The organism is Actinomycetospora lemnae (genome assembly GCF_028737315.1).
Classification (GTDB): Bacteria; Actinomycetota; Actinomycetes; order Mycobacteriales; family Pseudonocardiaceae; genus Actinomycetospora; species Actinomycetospora lemnae.
In genome coordinates, this window is record NZ_JAQZAO010000003.1 from 370,308 (window position 1) to 386,332 (window position 16,025).

Genomic DNA, 16,025 nt, shown 5'->3' on the forward strand with positions numbered 1-16,025 from the left:
GCGACCCTGACGATCGGCCGAGGGATCACGACGGTCGGGTGCGCCCGACCCGCCCGCGGAGGAAGTAGACGATCGGCACGAGGCCGGCGGCGTTGACCAGGGTGATGGCGGCGGCCCACGCCGCCTTCTCTCCCCGGACCTCCTCACGGGGTCGTGACGCGAGGTCGATCAGTGCCGCGATCTTCAGGCCGAACTCGAGTCCGGCGCCGAAGACGATGGCTCGCTGGAGTCGGGGATCGAGGTCGTTCCACCGGGTGCTGCCCACGAGGGCAGTGTCGCCGTCGTGGGCCTCGCGACGAGGACCGCTCGTCCCGGATGCGCCGGCCGGTCGACCTGCCGACGGTCGACGGCGCCGGGGCGACGGCGACCGTGGGAGCGATGCGACCACGGACCACGCGCCGCCGCTCGCCCGGGACCAAGGGTCCCCGATCTCGGGATGTTCGCCAGGGTGGACGGCCCGTCCCGGGCCGCAGGCTCGAGCCATGGTGCTACGGGCCCGGGACGTCATGACCCGCCGAGTCGTCACGGCGTTCCCCGAGACGACGATCGAACGGGCCGCCGAGGTGCTGACCGAGAACCGCTTCAGCGCGCTGCCCGTGGTCGACGACCGGCACCGCCTCGTCGGCATCGTGACCACCTCGGACCTGCTCCGCGCCGCGGTCGTGCACGATCGCGTGGGGGAACCGGTCGGAGAGGTGATGACCACAACCCCGATGTTCATGACCTCGGACGCCGACGTGCGCATCATCGCCCACCGACTCCGTCGTTACGGGGAACGACGGGCCATGCCGATCGTCGACAAGGGCGTGGTGGTCGGGATCGTCACCCGCGGCGACATCCTGCGCCGACCTCCGCGAGGGGGCCCGGTGGGGCGGTGGTTCGACCGCCTCACCCCGGGGAGACCGCATCACCGGGGGTGGCGGTCCGGGGGCCGCGGGGGACGGTGTGCGGCCGACGTGATGACTCCCCTCGAGGACGTCATCTGCGTCGACGAGGACGCCCTGGTCGACACCGCCGCCGCGCTGCTGACGCAGAACCGCTGGAGGGCGCTGCCGGTGCTGAGCGGGGACGACCTCGTCGGCGTCGTCAGCGAGGCCGACCTGTTGCCCGACCGGCTCACCGGCCGGCGCACACCGCTGCCGCGCACGGTCGGCGGTGCGATGTCCCGCGACCTGGTCACCGTGCGCGCCAGCACCTCGACCGACGATCTCGCCCGAGCCATGGTCTCTCGGGGTCTGCGGATGGTGCCCGTCGTCGACGACGACGACCGGATGGTCGGCGTGGTGAGCCGAGGGGATCTCCTCCGCGAGGAGTATCGCCGGAGGCGGTCGACGAGGGCGGCGTCCTCGCCGTCGTCGTCCTCACCCGGATCAGTCGACGAGCGGCACACGTCGGACGTCGTCGAAGGTCCGTGAGCCCGAGATCAGGGGCAGCTGTGTGACCACGGCCTTGACGCGCCGGTCGCTCGCCGCCACGACGATGGCGTGCCCGCCCGCGAAGCTCGTCCCCCAGAGCCCGATGCGGTCGGCGTCGACCTCGGGTCGCGACTGCGCGTAGGAGATCGCGTCCTGGATGCACCGCACCTGCTGCCAGGGGTCGATCTCCTGGCGCGGGGTCGGGGTGAGGGCGTCGCTCGCGCCGAAGCCGGGGTGGTCGTAGACCAGGCACGCGAGTCCGGCGGCCTGCAGCACCTCGGCGTAGTCGGGCGTCGCCATCTCCTTGACCCCGGAGAAGCCGGTCTGCAGGACGACGCAGGGGCCGGCGCCATGCCCCTCGGGTGGCGGGTAGAACCAGCCGCGCAGGGTGGCGCCCTGGGCGGTGAACTCGACGTCCTCGACAGCCTCGACAGGCACGCGATCCTCCTCGATCCGGCGATCTCGAGGAGTGATGCTGGTCGGTGCGTCCCGCGTGCGGCTGGTGTCGCCGTGCCACGAACCGGCCATCGGCTGCCGACCTCGCGGCGCGGCAGCGTCAGCAGACGGCGGAGAACCGCTCGCGGTAGTCGCTCGGGGAGTAGCCGTAGGCGCCGCGGAACGCCCTGCTGAAGTGGCTGGCGTCGGTGAAGCCCCAGCGGATCGCGATGTCGGTGATGGTCCCGGCGGTGGTGACGATGTCGTGCCGCGCCCGCGCCAGACGTCGGGTGCGCACGTACGCGGCCACGGTCTCCCCGGACTCCTCGAACATGCGGTACAGCGTGCGCACCGAGACGCCCTGGGCGGCGGCGATCCGTTCCGGTCGCAGGTCGCCGCTCGGCAGCTGCCCCTCGATCCAGGCGTCGACCAGGGCGCGCGGCGGGGTCGGGACATGCGTCCCGGACGACGGGCCCGCACCGGCGAGCGCGGCGGCGACCAGCTCCAGCGCCGCGTTGCGCGCGGCACCCCGCGCCGCGGTGTCGAGCTGTGCGCCGCTGCGCGCCAGCAGGTCCAGGTAGCCGGCCAGGAGCTGCGTCGCGGACGCCGTCGGCTCGAGCACGGCGGACCGGAAGAGGCGGGAAGCTCCGCCGACCTCGTCGAGGGCCGGGGAGGTCCGCGCCGCCCGCCGTCGGCTCCGGACGCCGCTGCAGGGGTCGCAGGCCGTGTCGACGATCGTGAGGTCGTGCAGCCGGTGGCGGCGGACCCGCGCCCGGAACGCCGACCGCGGCCGGTCCGGGGCGAGCCGCACCGCCATGTCGAGGTGGGTGCGCGACATGAGGGCCTCGACGGCGGCCTCGCGCTGGTCCGGGAGGACGTCGTCGACGTCCTCGACGAGCGCCGGGAGCCCGGTCACGCCGTGCCCCGGACGACGTCCCGGCCTCCGAGCGCCGGCACGGCGATCACGTCGAACAGGTGCTCGGCGCGCGGGGCGAGGGCGGCCTGGTCGCCGAGCCACGCGAGGGCGGCGATGAGCGCGAAGAGGTCGGTGCCGTCCATGCCGGGACGGGCGACGCCGGCCTCCTGCGCCCGGAGCAGCAGCCGGGCGCCGGCGGCGCGGAGCGCGACGCACGACGCGTGGAGGGCCGAGTCGGGGGCCTCGATCGCCGCCACCATGATCTCGGTGACCCCGTGGTACGTGGTCGTGAACCGGGTGCAGTCACGCACCCAGGTCAGGAGGGCCTCCTCCGGCGTGCCGGTCCGCTCGAGGTCCGCGGCGTGCGCGGTCAGCTCGTCGAAGCTGGTGCGCAGCAGTGCCTCGAGCAGGGCCTCCCGGGTGGGGAAGTGGCGGTAGAGGGTGCCGAGCCCGACGCCCGCCCGGCGGGCGATGTCGCGCAGGGAGGCGTCCGCGCCGTGCTCGGCGACGACCCCGCGAGCGACCTCGAGGAGGTGGTCGTAGTTCTTCCTGGCGTCCGCCCGCATGCCACCAGCTTGACACACGGAGCACCGCTCCGAATATTCTGAGCACTGCTCCGCTTAGGGGTGGGGCGCTCGACGAGGGGAGAGGTGCGCATGTCGACGACCATGACGGCGATCCGGCAGCACGAGTTCGGCGGCCCGGAGGTGCTGCGCGCTGACGAGGTGCCGGTGCCGGTGCCGGCGGCGGGGGAGGTCCTGGTCCGCGTCCGTGCGGCGGGCCTCAACCCGCCGGACTGGTACCTGCGCGCGGGCATGCCCGAGGTGCCGGCGCACCTGCGTCCCCCGATGGACCTGCCGATGACGCTCGGTACGGACGTCTCCGGTGTGGTGGCTGCCGTCGCGGACGGCGTCACGGAGTTCGCCGTCGGCGACGAGGTCTTCGGCCTGCTGCGCTTCCCCGAGACCATGGACGCCGGCGCCTACGCCGAGTACGTCACCGCGCCCGCCCGGGACCTCGCCCGCAAGCCGGCGAGCCTCGACCACACCCACGCGGCCGCGGTGCCGATGGCGGCCCTCACGGCCTGGCAGTTCCTCGTCGAGCTCGGGCACGACCACCCGTCGCCCTTCCAGGAGGCCCGGCACTCCCCGGTGGCCCTCGGCCCGGGGACGACCGTGGTGGTCAACGGCGCGGCCGGGGGTGTCGGGCACGTCGTGGTGCAGCTCGCGACGTGGCAGGGCGCCCGCGTCGTCGCGATCGCCTCGGGCCGGCACGAGACGTTCCTGCGCGATCTCGGGGCCGACGAGTTCATCGACTACACGGCACAGCGCCCCGAGGAGGCCGTGACGGGCGCCGACCTGGTGGTCGACGTCGTCGGCGGCCCCACGAGCGGGCGCTTCCTGCGCACCCTGCGGCGGGGTGGCTCGCTGTTCCCCGTGTACGTCGCCCGGTACGACCCGGAGGAGGTGGCGGCGGCCGGCGTGACCGTCTCGGCCACCCAGGTCCGCGCCAGCGGCGCGCAGATGGCCCAGCTCGCCGCGCTGTTCGACCAGGGCGTGCTGCGCGTGGCGATCGACAGCACGTTCCCGCTCACCGACGCCGCGCAGGCCCACGCGCACGCCGCGCGGGGCCACCTCCAGGGCAAGATCGTGCTCACGGTCGGGGACGGGTCGTGAGGACCGTCGATTGCCGGGCCGGCGTCGTGGCGGGACGCTTCGTCCCGACGTCGAGACAGGGGGATGGCCCATGGCCGCGCCGACCCGCGAGGACAAGTTCAGTTTCGGGCTCTGGACGGTGGGCTGGCAGGCCCGCGACCTGTTCGGCGAGGCGACGCGTCCCGTCCTCGCCGCGGTGGAGGCGGTCCACCGTCTCAGCGAGCTGGGTGCCTACGGCATCACCTTCCACGACGACGACCTGATCCCGCCGGGCAGCAGCCCCGACGAGCGGGACCGGATCGTCCGGGAGTTCCGCGGTGCCCTCGACGAGACGGGGCTCGTGGTGCCGATGGCCACCACCAACCTGTTCGGCGACCCGGTGTTCAAGGACGGCGGGTTCACCAGCAACGACCGCAGCGTGCGCCGCTACGCGATCCGCAAGGTGATGCGCAACCTCGACCTGGCGGCCGAGTTCGGCGCGCACACCTACGTGTTCTGGGGCGGGCGGGAGGCCTCGGAGGTCGACTTCGGCAAGGACGTCCGCGCCGCGCTCGACCGCTACCGCGAGGCCATCGACACGCTCGCGCAGTACGTGGTCGACCACGACTACGGCATCCGGTTCGCCCTCGAACCCAAGCCCAACGAGCCCCGGGGCGACATCCTGCTGCCCACCATCGGCCACGCTCTGGCGTTCATCCACGAGCTCGAGCACGCCGACATGGTCGGGATCAACCCCGAGACCGGGCACGAGCAGATGGCCACGCTCAACTACACCCACGGCATCGCGCAGGCGCTCTGGGCCGGCAAGCTGTTCCACATCGACCTCAACGGGCAGAAGGGCCCGCGCTACGACCAGGACCTCGTGTTCGGCTACGGCGACCTGCTGCAGGCGTTCTCGACGGTCGACCTGCTCGACAACGGCTCCGCGGGCGGCGGGCCGGGCTACGACGGCCCCCGGCACTTCGACTACAAGCCGCTGCGCACCGAGAGCATCGAGGGCGTGTGGGAGTCGGCGCTGGCGAACATGGAGACGTACCTCGCGCTGCGGGAGAAGGCGCGGGCGTTCCGCGCCGACCCCGAGGTGCAGGAGGCCCTCGCGGCCGCCTGGGTCCCCGAGCTCGCGCAGCCCACCCTCGGCGAGGGCGAGACCTACGCCGACCTGCTCGCCGACCGCTCCGCGTACGAGGACTTCGACATCGACCGCGCCCGCACCCAGGGCTACGGCTTCGCCCGCGTGCAGCGGCTCGCCGTCGAGCACCTGCTCGGGAGGCGCTGAGATCCTGGCCGCGTAGGTTCCGCGCGTGAGCTACCAGATCGTCGACCCGGCCGACCTCGACACCGGACGGGGCCCGCACCCTGCCGCGAGCCCCTTCGAGAAGCGGGTCGGGGAGGCGCTCGGCATCACGGCCTTCGGGCTGTACCAGATCGAACTGCCGGCCGGCGAGGAGACCGTTCCCCACGACCACCGTGACGACCACGCCGAGGACGCCTACGCCATCCTGAGCGGGCACGGCTGGGTGGTCGTCGACGGGGAGGAGACGCCCGTCGAGCCCGGGCAGTACATCGCCGTCACGGTGGAGTCGTCCCGGCACCTGCGGGCCGGGCGCGACGGTCTGGCCTTCGTCGCCGTCTGCGCCACGCCCCCGGCATGACCGACCGGCTCGCTCGTCGCCGGACGCGCCGGACGCGCCGGCCCTGCCGTCCCGGGTCCTGGCCGTCGGGGTCGGGTCGTCGTCCCGCTGCGGCGTGGGGGTAGCCCCACCCCGGTCAGGGGGCCGTCTCCCTCGTGACCCACGTCACCGGCGAGCACGCTCGTGAGTATCCGGGACACGCCGACCGGGCGGTCCCGCTCCACGAGGGGGACGCGATGACCACACCCCACACGCACCACGACCAGACCCCGTGGAACGGGCCGTTCCCGGGCGTGCCGCCCGTCCCCTCCCAGCGCTCCGTCCACCCCACGCCGCCGGCGCCGTGGGCGGGCCCGTTCGCCCCCGCGACCCCGCCCGCGGGTCTCCAGGCCTGGCCCCCGCCGCCGCCCGGGGCGCCACCGGGTCCGCCGCCCTTCGGTCCGGCGGCGGGTCCGGCGGGTCCGGCGGGTCCTGCACGGCCACCCGGTGGCCCGCGCCCCCGGACGGCGCGCAACGTGCTGCTCGCCGTGGCCGTGGTCGTCCTCGGTCTGGTCACGCTGGCCCGTCTCGGTCAGTCCGACGGCACCGCCGCCGCACCCGCCCCGGTGCCCGCCTCCACCACGGCGGCCCCGGCGCCGGTCACGCCCGCTCCGACGCCGAAGGGCCCCCGACCCGCGACCGGCGCCGTGATCGTCGAGCAGGGACGCAGCGGGAACGGGGAGCTGACCGCCGTCAACGGCGGGAGCACCGACGCCTACGTCACCCTGGCGTCCGGGCAGCAGGTGATCCGCGGCTTCTACGTGCGTGCCGGCGAGACCGCGACGATCAGCGACGTCCCCGACGGCACCTACGACATCTACTTCGCCACCGGCGAGGGGTGGAACGAGGACCTCCGCGGGTTCACCGCCGCCCGCCAGGCCACCCGTTACGACGACCCGTTCACGTTCACCACGACCTCGACGCAGTTCACGACGTGGACGGTCACGCTGACCCCGGTCGTCGGGGGCAACGCCCCGAGCAGCGACCTCTCGCCGGACGCCGTCCCCCGCTGACTCGCGGTGGGGCACAGGCCGACGACGTTGCCCCCAACGTTCCTGTGTCCTGCGCCATACGGGCGACGGTAGGGTGCGACGACCGCGTCCGACATCACCGATGGTCCACGGACGCGGGGAGGGGGGGCGTCGTGACCGAGGAGGACGCCGGCCACGTGCTGGACGACCCGCTGCGGACCAAGGGGACGTCGTTCACCCACGAGGAGCGCCGCGAGCTGGGTCTGCTGGGGCTGCTGCCCTACGCGGTGACGACGCTGGACGAGCAGGTGGCGCGGTCGTGGGGCGAGGTGCGCCGCCAGGCCACCGACCTCGACCGCTACATCTATCTGCGCGCCCTGCAGGACCGCAACGAGCGCCTGTTCTACGCCGTGCTCGCCGCCGACGTGCCGACCGCGCTCCCGCTCGTCTACACCCCGACCGTCGCCGAGGGCTGCCGGCGGTTCTCCGAGATCTGGCGCCGCCCACGGGGGCTCTACCTGTCCTGGCCCGACCGCGACCACCTCCGTGAGGCCCTGCGCAACCGTCGCCAGCGCGAGGTGGACGTCATCGTCGTGACCGACGGGCAGCGCATCCTCGGCATCGGCGACCAGGGCGTGGGCGGCATGGGCATCCCCGTCGGGAAGCTCTCCCTCTACACGCTCATCGGCGGCATCGACCCGGCCCGGACCCTGCCGGTGCTGCTCGACGTCGGCACCGACAACCCGACGCTGCTCGACGACCCCTTCTACCTGGGCTGGCGCCACCACCGCATCGGCGACGACGACTACGACGCCTTCGTCGAGGCGTTCGTCGCCGCGGTGCAGGACGAGCTGCCCGACGTGCTGCTGCAGTGGGAGGACTTCGCGACCCCGCACGCCCACCCGATCCTCGAGCGCTACCGCGACCGGTTGCTGACCTTCAACGACGACATCCAGGGCACCGCCGCCGTGGCGCTCGGGGCCCTGCGCGGGGCGACCGAGGTGGCCGGGGTTCCGCTGCGGGACCAGCAGGTCGTGATGCTCGGCGCCGGCTCCGCGGGCATCGGGGTGATGGAGATGGTCCGCCAGGCCATGGTCGACGAGGGCCTGTCCGCCGACGAGGCCCGCGACCGGTGCTGGGTCGTCGACGTCCGCGGCCTGCTCACCACCGACCGCGACGACCTCTCGGCCGCCCAGCGCGCCTTCGCCCACGACCCGGCCGCCGTCGCCGGCTGGGGGGTCACCGGGCTGCCGTCGCTGGCCGACGTGGTGGCCCACGTGCAGGTCGGGGTGCTGGTCGGCCTGTCCACGGCGCAGGGCGCGTTCACCGAGACGATCGTCCGGACCATGGCGGGTCGGGTCGAGCGGCCGATCATCTTCCCGCTGTCCAACCCGACCGACAACGCCGAGGCCCGCCCCGCCGACCTCGACGCGTGGACCGACGGGCGGGCCCTGATCGCCACCGGCTCGCCGTTCCCGCCGCTGCACCGCGAGGACGACGGGGACGTGCCCGTCGCCCAGTGCAACAACGTCTACATCTTCCCGGCCGTGGGCCTTGCCGTGACCGCGGCGCGGGCGACCCGGGTCACCGACGCGATGATGCGTGCCGCGGCCGGTGCCCTCGGCGCCGCCTCGCCCGCCCTGGCCGACCCCCACGCGCCGCTGCTGCCACCGTGGGCCGACGTCCGCCGGGTCGCCGACGACATCGCCCTCGCCGTCGCCCGGCAAGCCGTCGCCGACGGCGTGGCCCCGCCGGCCTCCGACGACGACCTGCGCGCCGCCGTCCACCGGACCCGCTGGGCGCCGGAGTACGGGCGGGGCTGATCGGGTGCCTCGTCGAGGCGCATGTGCTGCGTCGTCGGGGGTATTTTCTTCTCCCCGACCCGAGGAGCGTCATGGTCATCACCGGCCTTGCCCTGAGAGTGCTCGGCCCTGCCGTCAAGGCCGTCGCGGTCGCGATGGCGCCCGTCGTCGCCGTCCTCGTGTGGGGCGCGGTCGAGAACGAGAGGGACAAGAAGAAGCGGACCGTGGAGGTCGGGACGGGGCCCTGACGCCCGATCACCCCCGCAGCACGATCCGGACGCGAGGCGGAACGCCGGACTCGACAGCGCTCACCGGAGACCCGCGTCGTCGAGGGGCGTCGAGAACGGGGGGCGCGTCGAGGCCGGACGGTGTTGTGCGTGGCTGACGTCGTCGCCGCCGTGGCGTGGGGGGAGCGGGTGGAGCTCGGCTCCCAGAGTGCGTGCGAGGGCGTGGAGACGCCGCCGGAGTGCTCGTTCCCGCCCGCGTGCGCCGAGGCGCCACGGCTGGGCGATCGTGCGGATGTCGTCGAGCCGCACGCCGGCCTCGGCGCACATGGCGCGGACCAGGACACGCCGCCGGACCAGATCCCTCGTGGCGCGGTCGGCAGCGCGCTGCTGCATCACGGCGTCGGTGCTCAGCGGCGCCTGGGGACGGACGAGGGCGACGAGCAGGGCCCGGTCCTCACACCGTGCCCGATCCACCGCCTCGGCGAGGGTGGTCTGCACGTCGGTCTCGTCGCGCACCCCGACCAGCAGGTGGTCGTCGCGGTCGGGGCGGTCGCGTGCAGGGGCGGGAAGGCCTCCGCCTTCTCGCGCCGCCTCGTCGATCGCGATCACGGGCTCCGTCGACGGCTCGTGCGCGAGCGACCTCTCGAGGCATGCCGGCATGTCTCACCTCCCAGCTGGCCGTGCTCACGGGTTCCGCGGCCACGGCTCCGGTGGTGAGGTCTCCCTCCCTCATCGCCGCGGCACGTCGGCACGGCAGGCGGTGAGTGGCTTCGCCGGATGTCGGGCGACACCGTGATGACGACGAAGTCCAGGATCGAGGTACTCCCCTCACGACGCACAATACACGAACTAATATTCGTGTGTCTAGAGTCGTCGTTCGGCGGAGCCACCGTGGCCCGCCGTGTCGTCGGTGAACAGCTCGAGGAGCTCACCGACCGCGTGATCGCGCTCGGCGGGGTGACGGAAAGGCCCGGCCGGGTTCACCTCGTAGCGGTTACGGCGTCCCTCCCGGGCCCGGCGCAGGTAGTCGGCGGCCTCGAGGTCGGCAACGATCGACTGCACCGATCGCTCCGTGATCCCGACCAGCAGCGCCACGTCGCGCAGGCGCATCCTGGGGTCGCGAGCCAAGGCGACCAGCACGTGCGCGTGGTTGGTCAGGAAGGTCCATCCCGACGAGGTGTGACCGTGTGCGTCCACGTCGTCGGCCTGCTGCTCGGCCCAGTTCGTCGAGACCACGTCGCACTCCCCGGATCGTGCCTGCACGCCCACTCCGCCACAGCGCGATTCGCGCATCGAGCATCGTACGAGGGGATGGTCGTGGCGCGGCCTGACGTGACGGGAGCCCCAGTGGCCGGTCAGCTCGAGGTGTCGTGCGGGTCCGGTTCGGCGGGAAGGCGGAGCGCGTAGATCGCGATCACCAGCAAGGGCACGAAGGTGGCCAGCATGCTGATCGCCAACACGGCCCACGGGCCCGGGAGGAAGGCCGCAAGCAGGATCAGTGCCACGGTGAGCACCGCGGCGACCTGGACCAGTCGGTTCCAGCTCCGCTGGTCCATCGGTTCGCCACCGCCCGGTCCCGGGTCGGCGATCGCCGGTCGTCGCCGCTCGGACCCGTCGTCGGTCCCGGGTCCGTTCCCATCCGCCCGGGGTCGATCTCGCGGAGGGTCGACGCGACGTGGCGGGCGGGGGCCGAGACGGCGCATGCGGGCGCCGAACCGGGCGTCGGTGAGATCGAGCCAGGCGGCGATGTCGTCCAGGCGGCGCTGCTCGTGCTCGTCCAGCGGTCGGGCCCGGCCGGCGCGATCGTCGTCGAAGACTCCGTGGGGATCGGGCATGGCGGTGTCTCTCCAGGATGCGGCAGCGGGCGATCAACCGGCGACGGCGCGCGGCGGGGCGGGCTGCGGACGGGGCTGCTCGATCGTCGTCGTCGTCGCCGCTCCGGTCCCGGCGGGACGCGACTCGACGAGGCTCACGGCGAGTAGGGACACCGCCGCGACGGCTTCCGCTCCCAGGTCGAGGACATCGGCCACGACCCGCAGCAGGAGATGTGGTCTCCGCACGATCGAGCCCTTCTGTGTGGGTCGCGCATCACCACGGAGCAGGTCCACCTTCTCCGTCGGATCTCGGCGCTGCGATGCGCTCCCGATAGTACGATCTATATTTCGCGTGTCAAGAAGCGCGTATTGTGCATCGTCGGAGGTAGCCCGTGGAGGCGTCGTCGACGTCGGCACCGTCGACCCGTCCGCCGGGGCCGACCGCCCGGCAGGCAGGAGGCACCGCTGCGCAGCCCGACGGTCTCTCGACGTCCGTCGTCGCGACCTCGCGGCGACCTATGCTCGGCGCCGTGGACACCCGTCGCTGTCCGTGCGGATCGCTCGAGGACGTCGGCGCGTGCTGCGGTCGCTACCTGGGCGACGACGGTGCCGCGCCGCCGACGGCGGAGGCCCTGATGCGGTCGCGGTACACGGCCTTCGTCCGCGGCGACGTCGACCATCTGCTGCGCACCTGGCACCCGGACACCCGACCCGCGACGTTGGAGCTCGATCCGGGGGTGCGCTGGACAGGGCTCGAGGTGCTCGAGCGCGTCGGCGGTGGCCCGTTCGACGCCGAGGGTGTCGTCGAGTTCCGCGCCCACCACGAGCGCGGTGGGCGTGCCGGGGTCCAGCAGGAGCGGAGCCGGTTCCTCCGGGACGCGGGGCGGTGGGTCTACGTGGACGGGGTCGTCGCCGGGTCACGCCGACGGTGACGCCGGATCGACGACCCCCTGCTCCCTCAGGCGTGGGCCTTGGCCTTCCGGCGCCACTGCGTGAGGGGACGCTCGGTGTAGCCGTTGGGCTCGGTCCCGCCGGTGAAGACCAGCTCGAGGGCGGCCTGGAACGACTCGCTCTTGTCCGGGTCCGGCGCCATCGGCGGGTAGCCGGCCACGCCCTCGTTCTGCTCGTCGACCAGGGCGGCCAGGCGCACGAACGTCTCCCGCACCGTGTCGGCGTCGACGACGCCGTGCTCCAGCCAGTTCGCGATCAGCTGGCTGGAGATCCGCAGCGTCGCGCGGTCCTCCATGAGCCCGACCCCGTCGAGGTCGGGCACCGTCGAGCAGCCGATGCCCATCCCGACCCAGCGCACGACGTAGCCGAGGATCGACTGGGCGTTGGTCTCCAGCTCCCGGCGCACCTCGTCGTCCGACAGGGTGCTCGGGTCGGTGAGCGGGAGCTCCAGCAGGTTCCGGCGGTCGGCCGTCTCCCGCTGCGCGATCTCGTCCTGGACGGCGTGCACGTCGACGCGCAGGTAGTGCAGCGCGTGCAGCGTCGCGGCGGTCGGCGAGGGCACCCATGCCGTGTTCGCGCCCGCCTTCGGGTGCCCGATCTTCTGCTCGAGCATCTCGGCCATGGCGGCGGGCTTGGCCCACATCCCCTTGCCGATCTGCGCGCGGTGCTCGAAGCCGGCCGCCAGGGCGACGTCGACGTTGCGGTCCTCGTAGGTCTGCAGCCAGACCGTCGACTTCATGTCTCCCTTGCGCAGCACCGGCCCGGCGGCGAAGCAGGTGTGGATCTCGTCGCCGGTCCGGTCGAGGAACCCGGTGTTCACGAAGATCACGCGGTGCGCGGCCTCGCCGATGCAGGCCGACAGGTTGGCCGTCGTCCGCTTCTCCTCGTCCATGATGCCGATCTTGAGCGTGTTCGTGTCCAGGCCGAGGGCCTCCTCGACCGCCGCGAACAGCTCGACGGTCAGCGCGACCTCCGCCGGCCCGTGCTGCTTGGGCTTGACGACGTAGACGCTGCCGGCGCGGGAGTTGGTGTGCGATCCGAGCCCGCGCAGGTCGTGGAGGGCGGCGACGGCGCACACGAGCGCGTCGAGCACGCCCTCGGCGACCTCCTCGCCGTCCGCGGTGAGCACCGCGTTCGTGGTCATGTGGTGCCCGCAGGTGCGGACCAGCATCAGCGAGCGACCCGGCAGCGTCAGCGCCGAGCCGTCGGGGGCGGTGTACTCGCGGTCGGGGTGGACCCGGCGGGTGACGGTCTTCCCGCCCTTGGGGAACTCCGCGACCAGGTCGCCGGTCATCAGCCCGAGCCACGTGCGGTAGGCCAGGGCCTTGTCCTCGCCGTCGACCGTCGCCACCGAGTCCTCGAGGTCGACGATCGTGGTGACCGCCGACTCGAGCACGACGTCGCTGACGTCCGCGTGGTGCTGGCGTCCCACCTGCGTGGACGGGTCGATCACCAGGTCGACGTGCAGGCCGTGGCGGACGAGCAGCACGTTTCCGCGGCCGTCGGCGTCCGGCGCGTTGAAGCCGGCGAACGCCGACGGGTCGGCGAGGCCGACCGTGCCGTCCGCCGTGTCGGCGACCAGCCCGTCGGTCGACGCCCGGTAGGCGGTGACGTCGGCGTGGCTCCCGCGCTCGAGCGGGAAGAGCTCGTCGAGCACCGCGTCGGCGGCCTCGATGACCTGGGCGCCGCGCTGCTCGTCGTAGCCCGGGGCGAGCTCGTGGTCCTGGGGGAGCGCGTCGGTGCCGTAGAACGCATCGAACAGCGAGCCCCAGCGGGCGTTCGCGGCGTTGAGCGAGAACCGCGCGTTCGTGGACGGCACCACCAGCTGCGGGCCGGGGACCTCGGCGATCTCCGGGTCGACCCGGTCGACGTCGATCGTCGGGACGCTCGACGGCTCCGGCTCGAGGTAGCCGAGATCGGTCAGCAGCTTCTCGTAGTCGTCCCGGGAGCCCGCGCCGTGCTCGCGGTGCCAGGCGTCGATCTTGCCCTGCAGATCGTCCCGCTCGGCCAGCGCCGTCGCGATGCGGGGCGCGAACCGCTCCTGCAGATCCGCCAGGGTCGACCAGAACTGCTCAGGGGTGATCTCGACCTGCGCGAGCAGCTCGTCCTCGACGAACGCTCGCAGGTGCTCGTCGACCTTCAGCCCGGAACGCTCGGACATCTCGGACACTGACGGACCGCCTTCCTCACCTGCTGGACCCATCGGGCTCGCGACGACGACCTCCGTCGCCGTCGGCTGCCGTCTACCCGCGTCGTCCGGAGGGCGACACGGAGAGCGCGACCCTCTGTACTTGCCCGCGCGGGCACCTGTCGAACACCCGCGAGCTGATCGGCGACTCGCCCCGTCCCGCAGGAACCGCCCGCGAGCAGGAACGATGCTGGTTTCGCCCTGACAGCGCAGGGTCATCCCGAGCGATGGCTGAACACACGGGGAGTGCGCGTGGCCCGCGCGGCCCCACATCGCATGACGGCGGCCCGGTGGCGAACGCGGAGCGTGGGCATCACCCCTCGGTGGCGCAGCCCCACCTCGACGCGGAGGGAGCGATCGCCGAGGCCGAGGCGAACGCCGCGCGCTCGAGCACGACGCAGCAGCCCCTCGGCCCCCTCGGTTCGCCGTTGAATCGCCGCTCGCCGTTCCTGATCGGGCTCAGCGCGGCGCTCGGCGTGGCGGTCGTCATCGCCCTGGTGCACCTGGTCACCGTCGCGGCCGGCGTCCTGGTCCTGATCGGGGTCGCACTGTTCGTCGCGCTGGGGTTGGAGCCGGCGGTGTCCTGGCTGGCCCGCCGCGGGCTGCGGCGCGGGTTCGCGGTCACCCTCGTCTGCATCGGATTCGTGGTGATCGTGGGCGGCTTCCTGGCGCTGGCCGTTCCCCCGATGATCGAGCAGGCGGCCGGTTTCCTGGGGCAGACGCCGCGGTACCTGCAGCTGTTGCAGGACCGCAGCTCGACCATCGGGCAGCTCGACGCCCGGTTCGGACTGCAGCAACACCTCGAGCAGGCCCTCGCCGGCAACAGCTCGATGCTGATCAATGGTGTGCTCGGGGCAGGGTTGGCGGTCCTGGGCTGGTTGGGCGACACCGTGGTCGTCGTCGTGCTCACGGTGTACTTCCTGGCCACACTGCCCGGGATCCGCCGAGCGGCGTACCGGTTGGCGCCGGCCTCACGGCGGCCTCGCGCCGTCTTGATCGGCGACGCCACCTGCGTCCGCTTCGGGGGCTACGTGTTGGGCAATGTGGTGATATCGGTGGTCGCCGGCGCGGCCACGTTCGTCTGGCTGCTGATCCTCGGTGTGCCCTATGCACTGTCGTTGGCGGTGCTGGTCGCCCTACTGGACCTGATCCCCGTCGTCGGGCCCGTGATGGGCGGCGTCCTGACCACACTGGTGGTCCTGACCGTGTCCTGGCCTCTGGCGCTGGCCACGGTCGGCTTCTTCGTGGTGTACCAGCTCGTCGAGGACTACCTGCTGACGCCGAAGATCATGGGTAGGACAGTGGACGTCCCCGCCGTGCTCACCGTGATCGCGGTGCTGGTCGGCGGCGCACTGCTGGGCGTCATCGGAGCCTTGGTGGCCATACCGGTCGCCGCCGCCGTGCTGCTGGTCATCCGAGAGATCGTCTTTCCGCGGCTCGACCGCACCTGAGGCCGTCGCCCTGAGCCACCCTGGCCGGGCCCGGCCGACATCGCTCGATGACGACGATGCGGCCGGCGGCCGCTCACGAGGGCCCCGCGGCCCCCAGGGGCAGGGCCGACGGTCCTACCCCGACAGCCTGCCCGGGAGTGCCTTGGGGGAGGACGCGTCGGCGGGGTGTCGACGACGGGGAAGCAGCCGCGGCGGCGCACCGTGTGGCGAGGAGGGCGGGTCGAATGCTCAGCGATCGAGACCGGCACGTGCTGGACGAGGTCGAACGCGAGCTCGCGTTCGCCGACCCCGTCCTCGCCCGACGGATGCGACAGTGGACGTGGCGCGGACGGGCTGCCTGGCGGGTCGTGCTCGCGGCCGTGGGTGTGGCCCTCGCGATCGCGCTCCTGGCACTCGGTCTCGTCGTGCAGGCCGGTCTCGTGGTGATGATCTTGTCGTGGCCCGCCCTCACCGCGCGCCGGATGCACATGAGGGCGCTGCAGCGCCGACCGGCGTCGGGCCGACCTTGAGCGCGCAGACCGGGTCGCGCG

At 73.1% G+C, this 16,025-nt stretch carries 19 protein-coding genes and 1 pseudogene; 10 read left to right on the forward strand and 10 right to left on the reverse strand.

The features are described from left to right. Positions 1 to 25 precede the first annotated feature (25 nt). Complete coding sequence (locus PGB27_RS08770) at positions 26 to 265, reverse strand: hypothetical protein (RefSeq protein ID WP_274199984.1); 240 nt, start codon at positions 263 to 265, stop codon at positions 26 to 28. 241 nt (positions 266 to 506) lie between these two features. Between PGB27_RS08770 and PGB27_RS08775 the strand changes: the two genes are divergently transcribed. Next, positions 507 to 1,415 (forward strand): CBS domain-containing protein, encoded by a 909-nt coding sequence (locus tag PGB27_RS08775; RefSeq protein ID WP_274199985.1) that lies wholly within the window; start codon positions 507 to 509, stop codon positions 1,413 to 1,415. Here PGB27_RS08775 and PGB27_RS08780 read toward each other — a convergent pair. From PGB27_RS08780 to PGB27_RS08790, 3 genes are all read right to left on the reverse strand, one after another. After that, positions 1,371 to 1,853 (reverse strand): alpha/beta hydrolase, encoded by a 483-nt coding sequence (locus PGB27_RS08780; protein ID WP_274199986.1) that lies wholly within the window; start codon positions 1,851 to 1,853, stop codon positions 1,371 to 1,373. The two genes, PGB27_RS08775 and PGB27_RS08780, sit on opposite strands and share 45 nt — an antisense overlap. Positions 1,854 to 1,971: 118 nt before the next feature. After that, complete coding sequence (locus PGB27_RS08785) at positions 1,972 to 2,766, reverse strand: helix-turn-helix domain-containing protein (protein WP_274199987.1); 795 nt, start codon at positions 2,764 to 2,766, stop codon at positions 1,972 to 1,974. Further along, positions 2,763 to 3,332 carry a TetR/AcrR family transcriptional regulator gene (locus PGB27_RS08790; RefSeq protein WP_274199988.1) on the reverse strand — a complete coding sequence of 190 codons (570 nt, stop codon included), beginning with the start codon at positions 3,330 to 3,332 and terminating at the stop codon, positions 2,763 to 2,765. Before PGB27_RS08790 ends, PGB27_RS08785 begins: the two co-directional genes overlap by 4 nt. A gap of 90 nt (positions 3,333 to 3,422) precedes the next feature. Between PGB27_RS08790 and PGB27_RS08795 the strand changes: the two genes are divergently transcribed. From PGB27_RS08795 to PGB27_RS08820, 6 genes are all read left to right on the forward strand, one after another. Next, positions 3,423 to 4,442: an NADP-dependent oxidoreductase gene (locus tag PGB27_RS08795; protein ID WP_274199989.1), complete on the forward strand. Its 1,020-nt coding sequence runs from the start codon at positions 3,423 to 3,425 to the stop codon at positions 4,440 to 4,442. Positions 4,443 to 4,512: 70 nt separating this feature from the next. Then, positions 4,513 to 5,697: a xylose isomerase gene (gene xylA / locus PGB27_RS08800; RefSeq protein ID WP_274199990.1), complete on the forward strand. Its 1,185-nt coding sequence runs from the start codon at positions 4,513 to 4,515 to the stop codon at positions 5,695 to 5,697. Positions 5,698 to 5,722: 25 nt separating this feature from the next. Further along, positions 5,723 to 6,073: a cupin domain-containing protein gene (locus PGB27_RS08805; RefSeq protein WP_274199991.1), complete on the forward strand. Its 351-nt coding sequence runs from the start codon at positions 5,723 to 5,725 to the stop codon at positions 6,071 to 6,073. A 215-nt stretch (positions 6,074 to 6,288) separates the two neighbouring features. Beyond that, positions 6,289 to 7,104: a hypothetical protein gene (locus PGB27_RS08810; RefSeq protein ID WP_274199992.1), complete on the forward strand. Its 816-nt coding sequence runs from the start codon at positions 6,289 to 6,291 to the stop codon at positions 7,102 to 7,104. A 131-nt stretch (positions 7,105 to 7,235) separates the two neighbouring features. Then, positions 7,236 to 8,885: an NAD-dependent malic enzyme gene (locus PGB27_RS08815; RefSeq protein ID WP_274199993.1), complete on the forward strand. Its 1,650-nt coding sequence runs from the start codon at positions 7,236 to 7,238 to the stop codon at positions 8,883 to 8,885. A gap of 71 nt (positions 8,886 to 8,956) precedes the next feature. Further along, complete coding sequence (locus PGB27_RS08820; RefSeq protein WP_274199994.1) at positions 8,957 to 9,112, forward strand: hypothetical protein; 156 nt, start codon at positions 8,957 to 8,959, stop codon at positions 9,110 to 9,112. Between the two features lie 60 nt (positions 9,113 to 9,172). Here PGB27_RS08820 and PGB27_RS08825 read toward each other — a convergent pair whose 3' ends face one another. The 5 genes and pseudogenes from PGB27_RS08825 to PGB27_RS08840 form a co-directional block, all read right to left on the reverse strand. Beyond that, on the reverse strand, positions 9,173 to 9,751 hold the full coding sequence (locus PGB27_RS08825; protein ID WP_274199995.1) for a hypothetical protein: 579 nt from the start codon (positions 9,749 to 9,751) through the stop codon (positions 9,173 to 9,175). A 204-nt stretch (positions 9,752 to 9,955) separates the two neighbouring features. After that, positions 9,956 to 10,327 carry a winged helix-turn-helix domain-containing protein gene (locus PGB27_RS08830; protein WP_274199996.1) on the reverse strand — a complete coding sequence of 124 codons (372 nt, stop codon included), beginning with the start codon at positions 10,325 to 10,327 and terminating at the stop codon, positions 9,956 to 9,958. Positions 10,328 to 10,446: 119 nt separating this feature from the next. Next, on the reverse strand, positions 10,447 to 10,647 hold the full coding sequence (locus PGB27_RS08835; RefSeq protein WP_274199997.1) for a hypothetical protein: 201 nt from the start codon (positions 10,645 to 10,647) through the stop codon (positions 10,447 to 10,449). A 126-nt stretch (positions 10,648 to 10,773) separates the two neighbouring features. Continuing rightward, positions 10,774 to 10,926 (reverse strand): annotated as a pseudogene (locus PGB27_RS29400) (DUF3040 domain-containing protein); the annotation flags it as partial. Positions 10,927 to 10,959: 33 nt separating this feature from the next. Further along, positions 10,960 to 11,151, reverse strand: coding sequence for a hypothetical protein (locus PGB27_RS08840; RefSeq protein ID WP_274199998.1), 192 nt, complete (start codon positions 11,149 to 11,151; stop codon positions 10,960 to 10,962). A gap of 284 nt (positions 11,152 to 11,435) precedes the next feature. On the opposite strand from PGB27_RS08840, the gene PGB27_RS08845 reads away from it, so the two are divergent. Further along, positions 11,436 to 11,837, forward strand: coding sequence for a YchJ family protein (locus tag PGB27_RS08845; protein WP_408630031.1), 402 nt, complete (start codon positions 11,436 to 11,438; stop codon positions 11,835 to 11,837). A 26-nt stretch (positions 11,838 to 11,863) separates the two neighbouring features. On the opposite strand, the gene PGB27_RS08850 is transcribed toward PGB27_RS08845, so the two are convergent. Beyond that, complete coding sequence (locus tag PGB27_RS08850; protein WP_274200000.1) at positions 11,864 to 14,017, reverse strand: malate synthase G; 2,154 nt, start codon at positions 14,015 to 14,017, stop codon at positions 11,864 to 11,866. Between the two features lie 350 nt (positions 14,018 to 14,367). Here PGB27_RS08850 and PGB27_RS08855 point away from each other — a divergent pair, with 350 nt between their 5' ends. Both PGB27_RS08855 and PGB27_RS08860 read left to right on the forward strand, forming a co-directional pair. Continuing rightward, the gene (locus PGB27_RS08855; protein ID WP_274200001.1) at positions 14,368 to 15,495 is read left to right on the forward strand and encodes an AI-2E family transporter; all 1,128 of its coding nucleotides are present in this window, start codon (positions 14,368 to 14,370) and stop codon (positions 15,493 to 15,495) included. 224 nt (positions 15,496 to 15,719) lie between these two features. After that, on the forward strand, positions 15,720 to 16,004 hold the full coding sequence (locus tag PGB27_RS08860; protein WP_274200002.1) for a DUF3040 domain-containing protein: 285 nt from the start codon (positions 15,720 to 15,722) through the stop codon (positions 16,002 to 16,004). Positions 16,005 to 16,025 lie beyond the last annotated feature (21 nt).